We start from the raw sequence: 18,355 nt of genomic DNA on the forward strand, positions 1-18,355 counted from the left end.
AGTAGACTATGAAACCAGCGATAGAATTAGAAAGATATGAAATTGAAGAGTTATCTTATGTTAGAAGTGTAGATAATGAAGACTTAGGATCGGATAATTTAAAGTTGGCAATAGAATCGGGAATGACTGAGGATAGGAAAAACGGCAAGGTCACATTAAAGGCAAAATTTGTTGATCAAGGCGAAAATAAGACGATAGTGGCTCGAGTGAGTGGGTACTTCACTATCAATTCAGAGAGTGAGCAAGAAAATTATTTGGTAGTTAATGGAGCTGCAATCGTTTTTCCTTATCTACGAAGTGCCATCTCAATGGTTTCATCTTTAGATAGTTCAGATGCTGTGTTGATCCCCACGGTAAATATACTATCCTTATTAGAAGAACAGGCGAAAGATAAGTGATAAAAAGGTATGTCCAACACTGACGAATTAGTTTTCAGAAAACGTCCAAAAAGTATTGACAGTACCATCTTTTCTTGCTACACTATATAGATGCAAAAACTGTGAATTTAGTTGTTTGATACGATCTATTGTCCGGATCAGACAAACGAAGAAGCAAAAATAGTGAGGTTTATTTTATTAAACATGATCTGTTTTTGCTTTTTTTTGTCAAAATTCACTGAAAATTTTTGCAAGAAGTTATTTGTAACATAATTGTAATATTAATTTTCAGTTGTAGCAGCGATTTACAGTAAATATTTTGAGAGGTGAACAACTTGGCAGGACATTTAGTAAAATACGGCAAACACCGTGAACGCAGAAGTTATTCTCGAATCAAAGAAGTTCTAGATCTGCCTAACTTGATCGAGATCCAAACAGACTCTTACAAATGGTTCTTAGACGAAGGTTTGCGTGAGATGTTTGAAGACATCATGCCGATCGAAGACTTCGCGGGGAACTTATCACTTGAATTTGTCGATTATCAATTGTTAGAACCAAAGTACACAGTCGATGAAGCACGTGAGCACGACGCTAACTACTCAGCACCATTACACGTTACTTTGCGTTTGATCAACAAAGAAACGGGAGAGATCAAGTCACAAGACGTTTTCTTTGGTGATTTCCCATTAATGACAAAGCAAGGTACATTCATCATCAACGGTGCGGAACGTGTTATTGTCTCACAATTAGTTCGTTCACCCGGCGTATACTTTAACTCTGAATTAGATAAAAATGGTCGTGAAAACTACGGTACAACGGTGATCCCTAACCGTGGTGCTTGGTTGGAATACGAAACAGATGCTAAAAATGTCGCTTATGTACGTATCGACCGCACACGTAAGATCCCATTGACAGAATTGATCCGTGCTTTGGGTTACGAATCAGATTCTCAAATTCTTGAAATGCTCGGTGAAACTGATGCATTGATGAATACTTTGGAAAAAGATATCCACAAGAACATGGAAGATTCCCGTGTTGAAGAATCCTTAAAAGATATCTACGAACGCCTACGTCCAGGTGAACCAAAGACAGCTGATTCTGCCCGTAGTCTTTTGACAGCTCGTTTCTTTGATCCAAAGCGTTACGATCTAGCCGCTGTTGGTCGTTACAAGATCAACAAGAAGCTTGATCTGAAGACACGTTTGTTGAACACACGTGTAGCTGAAACTTTAGCTGATCCAGAAACAGGTGAGATCATCGTCAATAAGGGTGATCTTTTAGATAAGGTCGCTATGGAAAAATTAGCTCCTTACCTCAAGCGTGATGACTTCAAGATGGTAACATTCCATCCATCTGAAGAAGGTGTGGTCCAAGAACCAATGACCTTACAGATCATCAAGGTCTACTCTGAAACAGACCCAGAACGTGTGATCAACGTGATCGGTAACGGCAATGTGCCTTTGGAATACAAGCACATTACACCAGCTGATATCTTGGCTTCTATGAACTACTTCTTCAACTTGCAAGAAGGTCTAGGTAGCGTTGACGATATCGACCACTTGGGTAACCGTCGTATCCGTTCTGTGGGTGAATTATTACAAAACCAATTCCGTATCGGTTTGACACGGATGGAACGTGTGGTTCGTGAAAGAATGTCGATCCAAGACATCGCAACGGTAACACCACAACAATTGATCAACATCCGTCCAGTTGTTGCTTCGATCAAGGAATTCTTTGGTAGTTCCCAGTTATCCCAGTTCATGGATCAAACAAACCCACTTGGCGAACTTACTCATAAACGTCGTCTTTCAGCCTTAGGGCCTGGTGGTTTGACACGTGACCGTGCTGGCTATGAAGTTCGTGACGTTCACTATACGCACTATGGTCGTATGTGTCCGATCGAAACGCCTGAAGGTCCTAACATCGGTTTGATCAACAGTTTGTCCACTTATGCTCGTGTTAATAAATATGGTTTCGTGGAAACACCATACCGTCGTGTTTCTTGGGATACACATAAAGTTACTGATAAGATCGACTACTTGACAGCTGATGAAGAAGATAACTATGTCGTAGCTCAAGCTAACTCACCATTAAACGATGATGGTTCATTCGTTGATAATGTTGTTATGGCGCGTCATAAAGATGAAAACATCGAAATTTCCGTTGATAAAGTCGACTACATGGACGTGTCACCAAAACAAGTTGTTGCGGTCGCTACAGCATGTATTCCTTTCTTGGAAAACGATGACTCTAACCGTGCTTTGATGGGTGCTAATATGCAGCGTCAGGCTGTTCCTTTGATCAAGCCACATGCTCCATTAGTTGGTACTGGTATTGAATATAAAGCCGCTCATGACTCCGGTGATGCTTTGATCGCTGACCATGATGGTACAGTTGAATACGTTGATGCCCGTGAGATCCGCGTGCGTCGTGAAGATGGTTCTTTAGATACTTACAAGTTAATGAAATTCCGTCGTTCTAACGGTGGTAAGAACTACAACCAAACACCGATCGTACGTGTTGGGGACCATGTTGATGCTGATGATGTGTTAGCCGATGGTCCATCAATGGAAGAAGGGGAATTAGCTTTAGGGCAAAACCCACTTATCGCTTTCATGACTTGGGATGGTTACAACTTCGAAGATGCTATCGCTATCAACGAACGTTTAGTTAAAGAAGATGTTTATACTTCGATCCACATTGAAGAACATGAATCCGAAGCTCGTGATACAAAACTTGGACCTGAAGAAATGACACGTGAGATCCCTAACGTTGGTGAAGATGCGTTGAAGAACTTGGATGAGTTCGGTATCGTACGTATCGGGGCTGAAGTTAAGGATGGCGATATCTTAGTTGGTAAAGTTACGCCTAAAGGTATGACTGAATTATCAGCTGAAGAACGCCTATTGCATGCGATCTTTGGTGAAAAAGCACGTGAAGTTCGTGATACTTCCTTACGTGTGCCTCACGGTGGTGGCGGTATCGTCCAAGACGTGAAGATCTTCACGCGCGAAGCTGGCGATGAACTAGCACCTGGTGTTAACATGATGGTTCGTGTTTATATTGCACAAAAACGTAAATTGCAAGTCGGCGATAAGATGGCCGGTCGTCACGGTAACAAGGGTACAGTCTCAGTGGTTATCCCTGAAGAAGATATGCCATTTATGCCAGATGGTACACCGATCGACATCATGCTTTCTCCAATGGGTGTGCCTTCCCGTATGAACATCGGGCAAGTATTAGACTTGCACTTGGGTATGGCTGCACGCAAACTCGGTATCCACGTAACTTCACCAGTTTTCGATGGTGCGCGTGACGAAGATATCTGGGCAGCATTGAAAGAAGCTGGTCTTCCATCCGACGGTAAGACAGTTCTTTACGATGGCCGGACAGGTGAAGCCTTTGATAACCGTGTTGCTGTTGGTGTCATGTACTACATGAAACTCGCTCACATGGTCGATGATAAGATCCACGCTCGTTCAATTGGACCTTACTCCTTGGTCACACAACAACCTCTTGGTGGTAAAGCACAATTTGGTGGTCAAAGATTTGGGGAAATGGAAGTTTGGGCCCTTGAAGCTTATGGGGCAGCTTACACCTTACAAGAGATCTTGACGTACAAGTCTGATGACGTGGTCGGTCGTGTTAAGACTTACGAAGCTATCGTTAAGGGTGAACAAATTCCACAACCTGGCGTGCCTGAATCATTCCGCGTTTTAGTTAAGGAATTACAATCACTTGGACTTGATATGAAAGTGCTTGACGTTCAAAAACAAGAGATCGAATTGCGTGACATGGACGAAGATGATGATGACATCATGAAAGTCGATGCACTAGCTAAAGTTTCTGAAGCAGAAAAAGCTAAGCGCGAAAAAGCAGCAGCTGAAAAAGAAGCTGCTGCAGAAGGCTCAAAACCAGCCGAAGAAGAAACAAAAGTTGAAAAGTAGTAAACACTCGTATTTCAAAATAAGAAAGGGAGGTCGGTCCTTTGATCGATGTCAATAAATTCGATAGCATGCAAATCGGCCTTGCTTCATCCGATAAGATCAGAAGCTGGTCTTATGGTGAAGTCAAGAAGCCAGAAACGATCAACTATCGTACGTTGAAACCAGAAAAAGACGGTCTGTTTGATGAACGGATTTTCGGACCTACAAAAGACTGGGAATGTGCCTGTGGAAAATACAAGAAAGTTAGTTATAAGGGCGTTGTGTGTGACCGCTGTGGCGTTGAAGTCACACGTGCCAAAGTTCGTCGTGAACGGATGGGTCACATCGAACTTGCTGCCCCTGTAACACATATTTGGTATTTCAAAGGTATCCCTAGCCGTATGGGTCTTGTGCTTGACATGAGCCCTCGTGCCCTTGAAGAGATCATCTACTTTGCATCTTATGTGGTTACTGATGGTGGGGACACGCCTTTAGAAAGAAAACAACTCTTAACAGAACGTGAATATCGTGAAAAACGTGAAGAATACGGTGACGGCTTTAAAGCAGCAATGGGTGCTGAAGCTATTCGGACACTTTTACGCGATGTAGATCTAGAAAGAGAATGTGCTGAATTAAAAGAAGAATTAAAAGAAGCCACCGGTCAAAAACGGACACGTGCCGTTCGCCGTTTGGATATTTTAGAAGCCTTCTTGAACTCTGGCAATCATGCTGACTGGATGGTAATGGATGCAATTCCTGTTATTCCACCAGATCTACGTCCAATGGTCCAACTTGAAGGTGGCCGTTTTGCAACAAGTGACTTGAACGACTTATACCGTCGGGTTATCAACCGTAATAACCGTTTGAAACGTTTGCTCGACTTGAATGCGCCTGGCATCATCGTGCAAAACGAAAAACGGATGTTGCAAGAAGCTGTTGATGCTTTGATCGATAACGGTCGTCGTGGTCGTCCGGTAACAGGACCTGGTAACCGTCCATTGAAGTCCTTGTCTCATATGCTTAAAGGTAAGCAAGGTCGCTTCCGTCAAAACTTGTTAGGTAAGCGTGTTGACTACTCTGGTCGTTCGGTTATCGACGTTGGTCCTAAGTTGAAACTTAACCAAATGGGTATCCCGCATGAAATGGCTTTGGAATTGTTCAAACCATTCATGATGCGTGAATTGACTAAGCGGGGTATGGCTTCTAACATCAAGAATGCTAAACGTAAGATCGATCGTCGTGACGATGATATCTGGGACGTTTTAGAAGATGTTATCAAAGAACACCCAGTTCTTTTGAACCGCGCCCCTACATTGCACCGTTTGGGTATCCAAGCCTTTGAACCTACATTAGTTGATGGTAAAGCTATGCGCTTGCATCCACTTGCCTGTGAAGCTTACAATGCCGACTTTGACGGGGACCAAATGGCTATCCACGTGCCATTATCTGATGAAGCTCAAGCAGAAGCACGCTTGCTCATGCTTGCTGCACACCACATCTTGGCACCTAAAGATGGTAAGCCGATCATCTCACCATCTCAAGATATGACGATCGGTAACTACTACATCACGATCGAAGAAAAAGATCGTGAAGGTGAAGGTATGATCTTCAAAGACGTTAACGAAGTTCGCACAGCTTACCAAAACAACTACGTGCACTTGCACACACGTATTGGTTTGCAAGCATCTTCCTTGGCGGCTAAAGGTACACCATTTACAGACTGGCAAAAAGACCGGATCTTGGTGACAACGGCTGGTAAAGCGATCTTTAACGAGATCTTACCAGAAGATTTCCCATACCTTAACGAACCGACTACAGAAAACTTGTCCGGTAAGACGCCAGATAAATATTTCTTAGAACCAGGTCAAGATATTCATGAATACTTGGCTGAAGCTGATCTTGTAGCGCCATTTAAGTCTGGTTTCTTATCAGACATCATCGCTCAAGTCTACAAGGACTACAAAGTTACTGCTACAGCAGAACTTTTGGACCGCATGAAAGATCTAGGTTACTACGAATCAACTAAATCTGGTTTGACAGTGGGGATCGCTGACGTTACTGATCTTGATGAAAAACCAGAGATCGTTGAACGTGCTCACAAAGAAGTTGCGGCAGTTGCTAAGCAATTCCGTCGTGGCTTGATCACAGAAGACGAACGTTACAACCGTGTTATCGCTATTTGGAACAAGGCTAAAGATGATATCCAAGCTAAGCTAGTTGAAAAGATGGATCCATCTAACCCTATCCAAATGATGAGTGATTCCGGTGCTCGTGGTAACATCTCTAACTTTACGCAGCTCGCTGGTATGCGTGGCTTGATGGCTGCTCCTAACGGTAAGACAATGGAACTTCCAGTTATCGCGAACTTCCGTGAAGGTCTTTCTGTGATGGAAATGTTTATCTCCACTCACGGTGCTCGTAAAGGTATGACCGACACGGCGCTTAAGACAGCTGACTCTGGTTACTTGACTCGTCGTTTGGTAGACGTTGCCCAAGATGTTATCATTCGTGAAACAGACTGTGGTACTGACCGTGGTTTAGATGTTACAGCTATCCGTGAAGGTAACGAAATGATCGAACCATTATACGATCGTATCTTAGGTCGTTACACGATGAAGGCTGTTAAACATCCAGAAACAGGCGAAGTTATCGTTCCAGCTGATGTTATGATCGATGAAACAATGGCACAACAAGTTGTTGAGGCTGGAGTTGAAATGGTCACGATCCGTTCAGCCTTCACATGTAACACACGTCATGGTGTTTGTGAACACTGCTACGGCCGTAACATGGCTACGGGTGATGAAGTTGAAGTGGGTGAAGCAGTTGGTACTGTGGCTGCTCAATCTATCGGTGAACCTGGTACTCAGCTTACGATGCGTACGTTCCATACCGGTGGGGTTGCCGGAGACGATATCACACAAGGTCTTCCTCGTGTGCAAGAAATCTTTGAAGCTCGTAATCCTAAGGGTCGTGCAACGATCACAGAAGTTACGGGTGTCATCCAATCAGTTGAAGAAAATCCAGCTGAACGTACAAAAGAAGTTACAGTTCAAGGTGAAACAGATACGAGAACATACTCCCTACCATTTACTTCTGTCTTGAAGGTAAAAGAAGGCGACTATGTTCACCGTGGAGAAGCCTTGACAGTAGGTTCGATCGATCCTAAGGAATTGATCAAAGTGCGTGACGTCTTATCAACCGAAAACTACATCTTGCGTGAAGTTCAAAAAGTTTACCGTATGCAAGGGGTAGAAATTTCTGATAAGCACGTTGAAGTTATGGCGCGTCAAATGTTGCGTAAAGTTCGTATCATGGATCCAGGTGACACCAACATGTTGCCAGGTACATTGATGGATATCAACGACTTTAAGGATAACAACGTTGATACTTTGATCAACGGCGGTATCCCAGCCACAGCACGTCCTGTCCTTCTTGGTATCACCAAGGCTTCCTTGGAAACAAACAGTTTCTTATCTGCTGCTTCCTTCCAAGAAACAACACGTGTCCTAACTGATGCTGCTATCCGTGGTAAGAACGATCCATTGATCGGTTTGAAGGAAAATGTTATCATCGGTAAGATCATCCCTGCTGGTACAGGTATGAAGAAGTACCGTGACATTGTTCCTGAAGAAGTAGGTGCTGCTTCTGACAGTGTTTACTCGATTTCCGATGTGGAAAAATCACTTGAAGCAAAAGAAGCGATGGCTGCTGTTAAAGCAGATGATGAAAACTAAGCATCGCTGATATATTAAAAAAGCATCTCGCGATTTTGCGAGATGCTTTTTGTTTGGGCTAATTTTGCATGTTTTGGCTGACCTTATCTAATAACCATTGATTAAAGGCAACAGTATCAATACCTACACAGACTTTAGCATTAGTTTTACCATCATGATAGGCACCACGGATATCAGCTACAGTTTCCCCAACTGCAGGGCCTTCTGTGACGATATCGATCCAGTAGTCTTTAGTTTCAAAAGCTTCTGGATGTTCGAGATAAAAGAGCGTTTGGAGATCGTGGATCGCCGTTCCCTTTTCATCATGGTCAAAGTCATGCCCGATGATATCATGGAGCATTTGACCAGCACGCCCAAATTGCTTGAGCTTAGCGGTCGTTTCATCATTGATCCGACCAGCAAGCGTAACATCCAGACCGACCATAACGAGCGGGATCTGTGAACTATACATGATCTGAGCAGCATGCGGATCGGTAAAGACGTTGAATTCAGCAGCACTAGTCATATTGCCCCGACCTAATGAACCACCCATAGCGATGATCTGCTTGATCTTAGGTTTGATCTCAGGATATTCACGCAGTAAAAGGGCAATGTTGGTATAAGCTCCAGTGGTGATCAAAGTTATTGGCTCTGCGCTGTTTTTGAGCGTTTCATGTAAAGCTTGGACAGCATGCAAAGTAAGTGGCTTGCTCGTTGGTTCGGGGAAGTCATAGCCTGCCATCCCACTTTCACCATGGATCCGAGCCGCATCCTCGAATTTTTTGATCAATGGGTCAGCTGCCTCGGCTGCTACAGGTACGTCTTTGTTGAAAAAGTCGACCAGTTTCAAAGCATTTTTAGTCGTTTTATCAACCGTTACGTTACCAGCAACAGTAGTGATCAAAGCAACATCTAGCTGGGGATCGGTCAGGGCAGTTGAGATCATCACTGCATCATCGATCCCGGGATCAGTATCTAAAATAATTTTGTGTTTCATCAATAATTCACCTCTATATAGAAATATCATTATACACTATAAATTATAATTGAAACCGCTTGATTTTACTTGGATCGAACCTTGGCCTTAACTTTTTTTAAAATTTAGCCCAATTTAAAGCAACAGGCAAACTCAAAAGATACCCTAAAGACAGAAAGGGGACAAAGGGAAGTGCATGTTGTTTAGTGTATTTGACATAGATGAGTGCGGCTAGACTAGCGATAAATAAAATGCTAGCCAAAGTTTGATCGCCTAGTGTTATCCCTAAGACTAAAATAACAAAGGTATCACCATAACCAAGTTTTTTAGTCCAATTTGCCCACAAAAGCACACCTAATAAAACAACTTGAGTAAAAGAAAGTTGCAAGGGAGCAAGTGTTAGTGGGCCAATGGCACCCAATATCAATAGGTAAAGAGAAATAGCCGTATCTTGCCAATCTTCTAGACTCAAGCAGAGAAGCCAAAAACTCGTCAAAATGAAATTAGGCCAGAGCTCCCACGGTAAAAAATAGCAGATACTGCCCAATAATAGACCAAAACCTGATTCGATGTAGGTGCTAAAGGGTGAGATCTTTTGGTGGCAAAAATGACAATGACCTTTTTGTAAAACATAACCTAAAACAGGGATCAGTTGCCACCAAGTCAAGTTATGCTGGCAAGTTTCACAAAAAGAATGCGGGTAGAGCAATGAATAGTGGTATTTAGAGCGGTAAGTTAGACAGGTCGCAAATGACCCCAGACATAAACCTAAGATAATTATCAGTGTGATCAGCATATAATATCCCTCCTCACTTTATAGATACGCAAAACCTTTGAAAAAAATTGTGCATAATTTGAAAATATTATTTGACATCTCTTGTTTAAACGTGTTACTCTGTAAAAGGTGCTTTATGTGAACAGTTCTCTTGGGGGGTCAGCCCAAGATCGTGCTGGCTGTGAGCAAGTTAGCACACATTAAAACGACGTACATCGGGACGTTATTTTTTTATTCATAAAAAAGAAACTCCTGGATGTGTGTACTTAAAAATAATACATGAGACAAGGAAGGAGGAAGCTTTAGATATGCCTACAATTAACCAATTAGTTCGTAAGGGCCGTAAGTCTAAAGGTTCAAAATCTAATTCCCCAGCTTTAAACTTTGGGTATAACAGTTACAAGAAAGTACAAACAAACAATCCTGCTCCTCAAAAACGCGGGGTTGCAACTCGTGTCGGTACAATGACACCTAAGAAACCTAACTCTGCTTTACGTAAGTATGCTCGTGTTCGTTTGTCTAACTTGATCGAAGTTACAGCATACATCCCAGGTATCGGCCACAACTTGCAAGAACACAGTGTTGTTCTTATCCGTGGCGGTCGTGTAAAAGACTTACCAGGGGTTCGTTACCATATTGTTCGTGGTGCTTTAGATACAGCCGGTGTTGACGGTCGTATGCAAAGTCGCTCCAAGTATGGTGCTAAGAAACCTAAGAAATAATTAAACATAAATAACTAAAAAATACTTAATTACGAAGAAGTAGCTAGAATTTGAGGAGGTCATTTTAGATGCCAAGAAAAGGTGCCGTTGCAAAACGCGAAGTGCTCCCAGATCCAATTTACAACTCAAAATTGGTTACACGCTTGATCAACCGTTTGATGTTAGACGGTAAGCGCGGGACTGCATCAAAAATTTTATACGAATCTTTTGATATTATTAAGGAACAAACAGGTAACGATCCATTAGAAGTGTTCGAAGAAGCAATGAAGAACATCATGCCTGTTTTGGAAGTTAAAGCTCGCCGTGTTGGTGGTTCTAACTACCAAGTTCCGATCGAAGTTCGTCCAGAACGTCGTACAACATTAGGTTTGCGTTGGTTAGTTAACTACTCACGTTTACGTGGGGAACACACAATGCCAGAACGCTTAGCTAAAGAAATTATGGACGCTGCTAACAATACAGGTGCATCAGTTAAGAAGCGCGAAGATACACACAAGATGGCAGAAGCCAACCGCGCATTTGCACACTATCGCTGGTAATTTTAGGATGACTATTATATGATTTAGATAGGTAAATCTTATAGTAGTCATTTTTTTGAAAAAAGAACTACTATTTATTTTTATTTTTGGAAGGAGAGAAATCTCAAATGGCAAACAAGCGTGAATTCCCATTGGAAAAAACACGTAACATCGGGATCGTTGCTCACATCGATGCTGGTAAGACAACAACGACCGAACGTATCTTGTATTACACAGGTAAGATCCACAAAATCGGTGAAACACACGATGGTGCTTCACAAATGGACTGGATGGAACAAGAACAAGAACGTGGTATCACGATCACATCTGCTGCTACAACAGCGCAATGGAAAGACAACCGGATCAACATCATCGACACCCCAGGACACGTTGACTTTACTGTCGAAGTAGAACGTTCATTACGTGTTCTTGACGGTGCGGTAGTTGTTTTGGATGCTCAATCTGGGGTAGAACCACAAACAGAAAACGTATGGCGTCAAGCTACAACATACGGTGTTCCACGTATCGTATTCATCAACAAGATGGACAAGATCGGTGCTAACTTTGACTACTCTGTAAGCACGATCAAGGACCGTTTGCAAGCAAACCCATTGCCAGTTCAAATGCCTATCGGTGCTGAAGATCAATTCGAAGGTGTTATCGACTTGGTTGAAATGCAAGCTGACCTTTACGATGAAGATGCTTCCGGTGCTAGCTGGGAAACAGTTGATGTTCCAGAAGAATACTTAGAAGAAGCACAAACTCGCCGTGAAGAAATGATCGAAGCATTAGCTGATGTTAATGAAGACATCATGGAAAAATACCTTGGTGGGGAAGAAATCTCTAAAGAAGAGATCAAGAAAGCTATTCGTCAAGCTACACTTAGCTTAGATGTATACCCTGTTTTTGCTGGTTCTGCTTTCAAGAACAAAGGTGTTCAAATGATGCTTGATGGTGTTAATGATTACTTACCATCTCCATTAGATGTTAAGCCATATAACGCTACAAACCCAGATACAGATGAAGTTGTTGAACTTGTTGCTGATGATGACAAGCCATTTGCTGGTTTAGCATTTAAGATCGCAACTGATCCATTCGTTGGTCGTTTGACATTCTTCCGTGTTTACACAGGTACTTTAGAAGCTGGTTCATACGTCTTGAACGCTACAAAAGGTAAGCGTGAACGTGTAGGTCGTTTGTTGCAAATGCACTCTAACCACCGTAACGAGATCTCTGAAGTATTCTCCGGTGATATCGCTGCTGCTATCGGTTTGAAGGACACAACAACAGGTGACTCCTTGACAGATCCTAAGCACCCATTGATCCTTGAATCCATGGAATTCCCAGAACCAGTTATCCAAGTTTCTGTGGAACCAAAATCCAAAGCTGACCAAGATAAGATGGACGTTGCTTTACAAAAACTTGCTGAAGAAGATCCTACATTCAAGGCTGAAACAAACCCAGAAACAGGCGAAACATTGATCGCTGGTATGGGTGAGTTGCACTTGGATATCATCGTTGATCGTATGAAGCGTGAATTCCACGTTGAAGCTACTGTTGGTGAACCACAAGTTGCTTACCGTGAAACATTTACAAAACAAGTACAATCACAAGGTAAGTTCGTTCGCCAATCTGGTGGTAAAGGTCAATACGGTGACGTTTGGATCGAATTTACACCAAACGAAGAAGGTAAAGGCTTCGAATTCGAAAATGCTATCGTCGGTGGTGTTGTTCCTCGTGAATACATCCCTTCAGTAGAACAAGGTTTGAAGGAAGCTATGCAAAATGGTGTCTTGGCTGGTTACCCATTGATCGACGTTAAGGCTAAGTTATATGATGGTAGCTACCACGATGTTGACTCCTCTGAAGCTGCATTTAAGGTTGCTGCATCACTTTCCTTGCGTAACGCTGCATCCAAGGCTGGCGCTGTAATTCTTGAACCTATCATGAAGGTTGAAGTTGTTGCTCCAGAAGATAACTTGGGTGACGTTATGGGTCACGTAACAGCTCGTCGTGGCCGTGTTGAAGGTATGGAAGCTCGCGGTAACGCGCAAGTTGTTAACGCATTTGTTCCATTGTCCGAAATGTTCGGTTACGCAACAACATTGCGTTCTGCAACACAAGGTCGTGGTACATTTACAATGACAATGGATCACTACGAACCAGTACCAAAGGCTATCCAAGAAGAAATCATCAAGAAAAATGGCGGCAACGCTTAATTATAATTGATGGTATAAGAAAAGACCGTTGGGGTTATCCCAGCGGTCTTTTTGTGATACATAAGCTCAACTTTCTAAATAGGCGATCATTTTATCGAAGTTGTTCTCCATATCGGCAGTTCCTACTTGATAGAGTTCATCGAGTTTTTTGACGTTATGTTCTAAACGGCTAACTTTAACAGGTGTTTCTGGTGCTAAAACAAAGATCTTATTGTCTTTTTCTAACTGGTTCAAAGTTTCGACCGACTTATTGTAATTTTCTGGTCGTGCGATCGCAGCTTTGACAAAGTTAGGATAAGTTTTGAAATGGCGGTGATAGATCTTTTGTAAGGCAAAGCTAGTTGGTTTTTTGCGGTAATCTCGCATTCTAGTTCTGACGACCACGATTTTATCAAAACCAGCTTGTTGGGCTAGGTCATAAGGTATCGAATCAGCGATCCCGCCGTCTAGACACAATCCCTTGGCCGTTTGGACTGGTTTTGAGATAAAAGGCATAGAAGATGAAGCTTCTAAAGCATTTATAAATGGTTTACCTGGTTTTGGTTTGTTGAAAGTAACGGCTTTTCCACTTGTCAATTCAGTCGCTACGACCACAAAATTCGTTTCTGAGCGTTCGTATGCTTTTGCATCAAAGTTATGCCAAGTTGGTCCATGATCTGCGAATAAGAAATCAAGGTTGATGATGCTTTCTTTTTTGAGCACATTAGCCATTGAGATGTATTCTTTGTCATCACGGTATTTAGTATTGATATTGTAAGTTCGCTTGTATTGTTTGGAAACATAATTAGCACCACTCAAAGAGCCCGCTGAAACACCGATCACGGTTTTAAATTGAATATCTTTTTTTAGTAAGACATCAAGGATGCCCGAAGTGTAGAGTCCACGCATGGCGCCACCTTCAAGCACTAGTGCTGCATTATAGTACATAATTAATGACCTTCTCTCTTCTTGGTACAACCTAATTTTAAGAAGTTTAAGTTTTTTGTGCAAGGTAAAAGGAAAAATTAAACTAAATGCTTAAAAATACTATAAATGATAAGAGGCTAAATAATAAGCAAAAGAAGATGTGTGCATATACAAGCAAAAACGGCTTGACCGCAGAACAATTCCACGATCAAGCCCCATTATACTTGACAGATCCAGTGCCACTAGCATCTTTATTTTTAGTACACTTTTGCACCTAAAGAACTTTCGAAATGACGTAAAGCCCAATCATGCCCGATTTGGTCAAAGCTAGCCACGGCGTTTTTAGGGATCTCAAGGGCATAGTTTAAGTCGTAAGCATCCACGGCGGTATGCAAGACGCAAATGTCGGTGCAGACCCCAGTCAAACAGAGCGTGTCGATCTTATGAGTACGTAAAAAGTTATCCAAGCCCGTATTTTGGAAGCTGGAATACCGATCTTTGGAGTATTGCCAGACCAATTCGTTAGCTTGATTATTTTGGTACCACTTTGCTAGTTTACCGTAAAGCTGGTGTCCCCAAGTTTTTTCTATATTATGTGGGGGGAATAATTTACTTTCAGGATGGTACTTATCATTTAACTGATGTGTGTCGGTCGGTAAGATAACATAGTCACCGTTAGCTAGATAGGTATCAGCTAATTTTAAGATAGGCTCTTCGATAGCTTGACCGGACTCTTTACAAGAGAGTGTGCCGTTATCAGCGATAAAGTCGTTAGTGTAATCAATAATAAGTAGAGCTTTTTTCATGTTAAGATACCTCGAATATATTTTCTTACTATAATAGAAGAAAAGTGATCTAATTGTAAAGTAAAAAACAAATACCGCTTTCACGAAAATATTTTCAAAAAATACTTGATTTGTGTTTTTGTTTGTAATAATATAGAAAAGTACTTGTGCAAGGGACAAGTGCATAATTCAGTTGTTTTATATTTTAAATGAGCTATGATGTGAAAGGTTGCGACACACCCGGGAGCTTTGCCACAGGCGTGACGGGAATTTTCACGGAGCTAGTCTTATTTTTAAAATAGACGAGGGAGGTAACATAATGGCAAAACAAAAAATTCGTATTCGTTTGAAAGCATACGAACACCGCATTTTAGATCAATCCGCTGACAAGATCGTGGAAACAGCTAAGAGAACAGGTGCTCAAATTTCCGGTCCTATTCCGTTGCCAACGGAACGTACAATTTACACGGTTATTCGTTCACCACACAAATACAAAGATTCTCGTGAACAATTTGAAATGCGCACACATAAGCGTTTGATCGATATCGTAAATCCTACACCAAAGACAGTTGATTCATTGATGAAACTTGACTTACCATCTGGTGTTGATATCGAAATCAAATTATAATAAATTACATTAAACTATAAAAATTAATTGGAGGTGTACTCATGACCACTAAAGGAATCTTAGGCAAAAAAGTAGGTATGACACAAGTCTTCACTGAAAACGGCGAATTAGTTCCTGTAACAGTTGTTGAAGTTGGTTCTAACGTTGTATTACAAGTTAAAACAGTTGAAAACGACGGTTACGAAGCTGTTCAATTAGGTTTTGATGACCAACGTGAAGTGAATGCTAACAAACCTGCTAAGGGTCATGCAGCAAAAGCAAATACTGCTCCTAAGCGCTTCGTTCGTGAAATCCGCGATGTTGAGCTTGGAGAATACAAAGTCGGTGACGAAATCAAGGCAGACTTGTTCGAAGCAGGCGACATCGTAGACGTAACAGGTACGTCCAAGGGACATGGTTTCCAAGGTAACATCAAACGTTGGGGTCAAAGTCGTGGACCAATGGCTCACGGTTCCCGTTACCACCGTCGACCAGGTTCGATGGGTGTTATCATCAACCGTGTTATGAAAGGTAAGTTATTACCAGGACGTATGGGTGGCAAACGAGTTACGATCCAAAACTTGGAAATCGTTAAAGCTGATACAGAAAACGGCGTACTTTTGATCAAGGGTAACGTACCAGGCGCTAACAAGTCATTCGTTACAATTAAGAGTACAGTTAAATAATTAGAGGAAGGGAGGAAAAATACACATGCCTACAGTAGCATTATTTAATCAAGACGGTACACAAAACGGCGATGTTCAATTGAACGAGGCAGTTTTTGGTATCGAACCAAATGAAAGTGTTGTTTTTGATGCTGTGATCATGCAACGTGCATCACTTCGTCAAGGTACACACGCAGTTAAGAACAGAAGTGCTGTTCGCGGTGGTGGTCGTAAGCCATGGCGTCAAAAGGGTACAGGTCGTGCTCGCCAAGGTTCTATCCGCTCACCACAATGGGTTGGTGGTGGTACCGTATTCGGTCCTACACCTCGCTCATATGCTTACAAGCTTCCACGTAAAGTGCGTCGCTTGGCTATCCGCTCCGTCCTTTCTCAAAAGGTATTGGACAATAGCTTGGTAGTTGTTGAAACATTGAACTTCGACGCTCCAAAGACAAAAGCATTTGCAGAAGTTTTGAACAACTTAGATGTTAAATCCAAAGTTTTAGTAGTTCTTGAAGATGACAACGAAAAAGCTGCATTAGCTGCACGTAACTTAGCTAACGTAACAGTTATCCCAGCTAAAGGCTTGAACGTATTAGACGTCGTAAACAGCGACAAGATGGTCATCACAAAAGGAGCTCTTTCTCAAGTAGAGGAGGTTCTTGCATAATGGAATCACGCGATGTAATCTTACGTCCTATCATCACAGAAGCTTCTATGAATGAAATGGACAACAAACGCTACACATTTGAAGTTGACTTACGTGCTAACAAGACACAAGTTAAAGATGCTGTTGAAGACATCTTTGAAGTTGAAGTTGCTAAAGTTAACATCATGAACGTTAAAGGTAAAAAGAAACGCATGGGTCGTTACGAAGGCTACACACGTAAGCGTCGTAAAGCTATCGTTACTTTGAAACCAGAATCAAAAGATATTCAATTATTCAACGAAGAATAAAATTTTAAATTAATCATAGGAGGGAAATATAGTGGGGATCAAAAAATTCAAACCAACCTCTAACGGTCGTCGTAATATGACTGGTTCAGATTTCGCTGAAATCACAAAAACAACCCCAGAAAAGTCCTTGCTTGCATCCAAGAGTAAGACAGCTGGTCGTAACTCTTACGGTCATATCACAGTTCGTCACCGTGGTGGTGGACACAAACGTCAATACCGTTTGATCGACTTCAAACGTATTAAAGACGATGTTCCTGCAACAGTTAAAGCAATCGAGTATGATCCAAACCGTTCTGCTAACATCGCATTAGTTGTTTATGCTGATGGTGTTAAATCATACATCCTTGCACCAAAAGGCCTTGAAGTTGGCCAAAAAATTCAATCCGGTAAAGATGCTGATATCAAAGTTGGTAACGCATTGCCATTGGAAAACATTCCAGTTGGTACAGTTATCCACAACATCGAATTAAAACCAGGTAAGGGTGGCCAATTGGTTCGTTCTGCTGGTACATCAGCTCAATTACTTGGTAAAGAAGGAAAGTATGCGATCGTTCGTTTGACTTCTGGTGAAGTTCGTATGATCTTAGTTACATGCCGTGCTACGATCGGTGCTGTTGGTAACGAACAACACGAACTTATCAACATCGGTAAAGCTGGTCGTTCCCGCTGGTTGGGCAAGCGTCCACAAAGCCGTGGTTCTGTAATGAACCCTAATGATCACCCACACGGTGGTGGTGAAGGTAAAGCTCCTGTTGGTCGTCCATCTCCAATGTCTCCATGGGGTAAGAAGACTACAGGTCTTAAGACTCGCTCTAAGAAAGCTAAGTCAAATAAATTTATCGTACGTAGTCGTAAAAAGAAATAATCTCCTAATCGCGTAAATTTTATGCGATTATTGTTCCGAAAGGAGGACATACTTTGAGTCGTAGTTTGAAAAAAGGACCTTTCGTCGACGAACACTTGATGAAAAAGGTCGAAGCACAAGCTGATCAAGAAAAGAAATCAGTGATCAAGACATGGTCACGTCGTTCCACGATTTTCCCTAGCTTTATTGGTTACACAATCGCAGTATATGATGGTCGTAAGCATGTACCGGTTTATATCCAAGAAGATATGGTCGGTCATAAATTAGGTGAATTCGTGCCAACACGTACATTCCATGGTCATGCCGCAGACGATAAGAAGACAGGCAAGAAATAATAAGGGAGG

16 protein-coding genes are annotated in these 18,355 nt (G+C 42.0%); 12 read left to right on the plus strand and 4 right to left on the minus strand.

Annotated features, from left to right (window positions below; all coding sequences use genetic code 11):
* Positions 1 to 8 precede the first annotated feature (8 nt).
* From CPS94_RS11095 to rpoC, 3 genes are all read left to right on the plus strand, one after another.
* Positions 9 to 398, plus strand: coding sequence for a protein-export chaperone SecB (locus CPS94_RS11095; protein WP_089135766.1), 390 nt, complete (start codon positions 9 to 11; stop codon positions 396 to 398).
* 305 nt (positions 399 to 703) lie between these two features.
* Entirely contained in the window at positions 704 to 4,324 is a 3,621-nt protein-coding gene (gene rpoB, locus CPS94_RS11100; protein ID WP_089135767.1) for a DNA-directed RNA polymerase subunit beta, read from the plus strand.
* A gap of 41 nt (positions 4,325 to 4,365) precedes the next feature.
* Entirely contained in the window at positions 4,366 to 8,037 is a 3,672-nt protein-coding gene (gene rpoC, locus CPS94_RS11105; protein WP_112193194.1) for a DNA-directed RNA polymerase subunit beta', read from the plus strand.
* Positions 8,038 to 8,095: 58 nt separating this feature from the next.
* Here the strand turns inward: rpoC and rihC are convergent, their stop codons facing one another.
* Together rihC and CPS94_RS11115 are read right to left on the minus strand one after the other, a co-directional pair.
* Positions 8,096 to 9,013: a ribonucleoside hydrolase RihC gene (gene rihC, locus CPS94_RS11110; protein WP_112193192.1), complete on the minus strand. Its 918-nt coding sequence runs from the start codon at positions 9,011 to 9,013 to the stop codon at positions 8,096 to 8,098.
* Positions 9,014 to 9,110: 97 nt separating this feature from the next.
* Positions 9,111 to 9,788, minus strand: a complete 678-nt coding sequence (locus CPS94_RS11115; RefSeq protein WP_112193190.1) for a prepilin peptidase — start codon at positions 9,786 to 9,788, stop codon at positions 9,111 to 9,113.
* A 287-nt stretch (positions 9,789 to 10,075) separates the two neighbouring features.
* Here CPS94_RS11115 and rpsL point away from each other — a divergent pair, with 287 nt between their 5' ends.
* From rpsL to fusA, 3 genes are all read left to right on the plus strand, one after another.
* Positions 10,076 to 10,489 carry a 30S ribosomal protein S12 gene (gene rpsL, locus CPS94_RS11120; protein WP_004050336.1) on the plus strand — a complete coding sequence of 138 codons (414 nt, stop codon included), beginning with the start codon at positions 10,076 to 10,078 and terminating at the stop codon, positions 10,487 to 10,489.
* Between the two features lie 68 nt (positions 10,490 to 10,557).
* Entirely contained in the window at positions 10,558 to 11,028 is a 471-nt protein-coding gene (gene rpsG, locus CPS94_RS11125) for a 30S ribosomal protein S7 (RefSeq protein ID WP_004050334.1), read from the plus strand.
* 107 nt (positions 11,029 to 11,135) lie between these two features.
* A complete protein-coding gene (fusA, locus tag CPS94_RS11130; RefSeq protein WP_112193188.1) occupies positions 11,136 to 13,226 on the plus strand; it encodes an elongation factor G in 2,091 nt (696 codons plus the stop codon).
* 66 nt (positions 13,227 to 13,292) lie between these two features.
* Here fusA and CPS94_RS11135 read toward each other — a convergent pair whose 3' ends face one another.
* Positions 13,293 to 14,153 carry a patatin-like phospholipase family protein gene (locus tag CPS94_RS11135; RefSeq protein WP_112193186.1) on the minus strand — a complete coding sequence of 287 codons (861 nt, stop codon included), beginning with the start codon at positions 14,151 to 14,153 and terminating at the stop codon, positions 13,293 to 13,295.
* A 236-nt stretch (positions 14,154 to 14,389) separates the two neighbouring features.
* On the minus strand, positions 14,390 to 14,938 hold the full coding sequence (locus tag CPS94_RS11140; protein WP_112193184.1) for a cysteine hydrolase family protein: 549 nt from the start codon (positions 14,936 to 14,938) through the stop codon (positions 14,390 to 14,392).
* A 298-nt stretch (positions 14,939 to 15,236) separates the two neighbouring features.
* Here CPS94_RS11140 and rpsJ point away from each other — a divergent pair, with 298 nt between their 5' ends.
* From rpsJ to rpsS, 6 genes are read left to right on the plus strand one after another with little or no spacing between them, the layout of a single operon-like run.
* Entirely contained in the window at positions 15,237 to 15,545 is a 309-nt protein-coding gene (gene rpsJ, locus CPS94_RS11145; RefSeq protein ID WP_025086710.1) for a 30S ribosomal protein S10, read from the plus strand.
* Positions 15,546 to 15,586: 41 nt separating this feature from the next.
* Positions 15,587 to 16,210: a 50S ribosomal protein L3 gene (gene rplC, locus CPS94_RS11150; protein WP_004050322.1), complete on the plus strand. Its 624-nt coding sequence runs from the start codon at positions 15,587 to 15,589 to the stop codon at positions 16,208 to 16,210.
* Between the two features lie 25 nt (positions 16,211 to 16,235).
* A complete protein-coding gene (gene rplD, locus CPS94_RS11155) occupies positions 16,236 to 16,859 on the plus strand; it encodes a 50S ribosomal protein L4 (RefSeq protein WP_004050320.1) in 624 nt (207 codons plus the stop codon).
* Positions 16,859 to 17,146, plus strand: coding sequence for a 50S ribosomal protein L23 (gene rplW, locus CPS94_RS11160; protein WP_004050317.1), 288 nt, complete (start codon positions 16,859 to 16,861; stop codon positions 17,144 to 17,146). The genes rplD and rplW overlap by 1 nt, the downstream gene beginning before the upstream one ends.
* 31 nt (positions 17,147 to 17,177) lie before the next feature.
* Complete coding sequence (gene rplB, locus CPS94_RS11165; RefSeq protein WP_004050315.1) at positions 17,178 to 18,011, plus strand: 50S ribosomal protein L2; 834 nt, start codon at positions 17,178 to 17,180, stop codon at positions 18,009 to 18,011.
* A 53-nt stretch (positions 18,012 to 18,064) separates the two neighbouring features.
* Complete coding sequence (rpsS, locus tag CPS94_RS11170; RefSeq protein ID WP_004050313.1) at positions 18,065 to 18,346, plus strand: 30S ribosomal protein S19; 282 nt, start codon at positions 18,065 to 18,067, stop codon at positions 18,344 to 18,346.
* The last annotated feature ends 9 nt before the right edge of the window (positions 18,347 to 18,355 follow it).

Origin of the sequence: Ligilactobacillus murinus (genome assembly GCF_003288115.1) — a bacterium.
Lineage (GTDB): Bacteria > Bacillota > Bacilli > Lactobacillales > Lactobacillaceae > Ligilactobacillus > Ligilactobacillus murinus.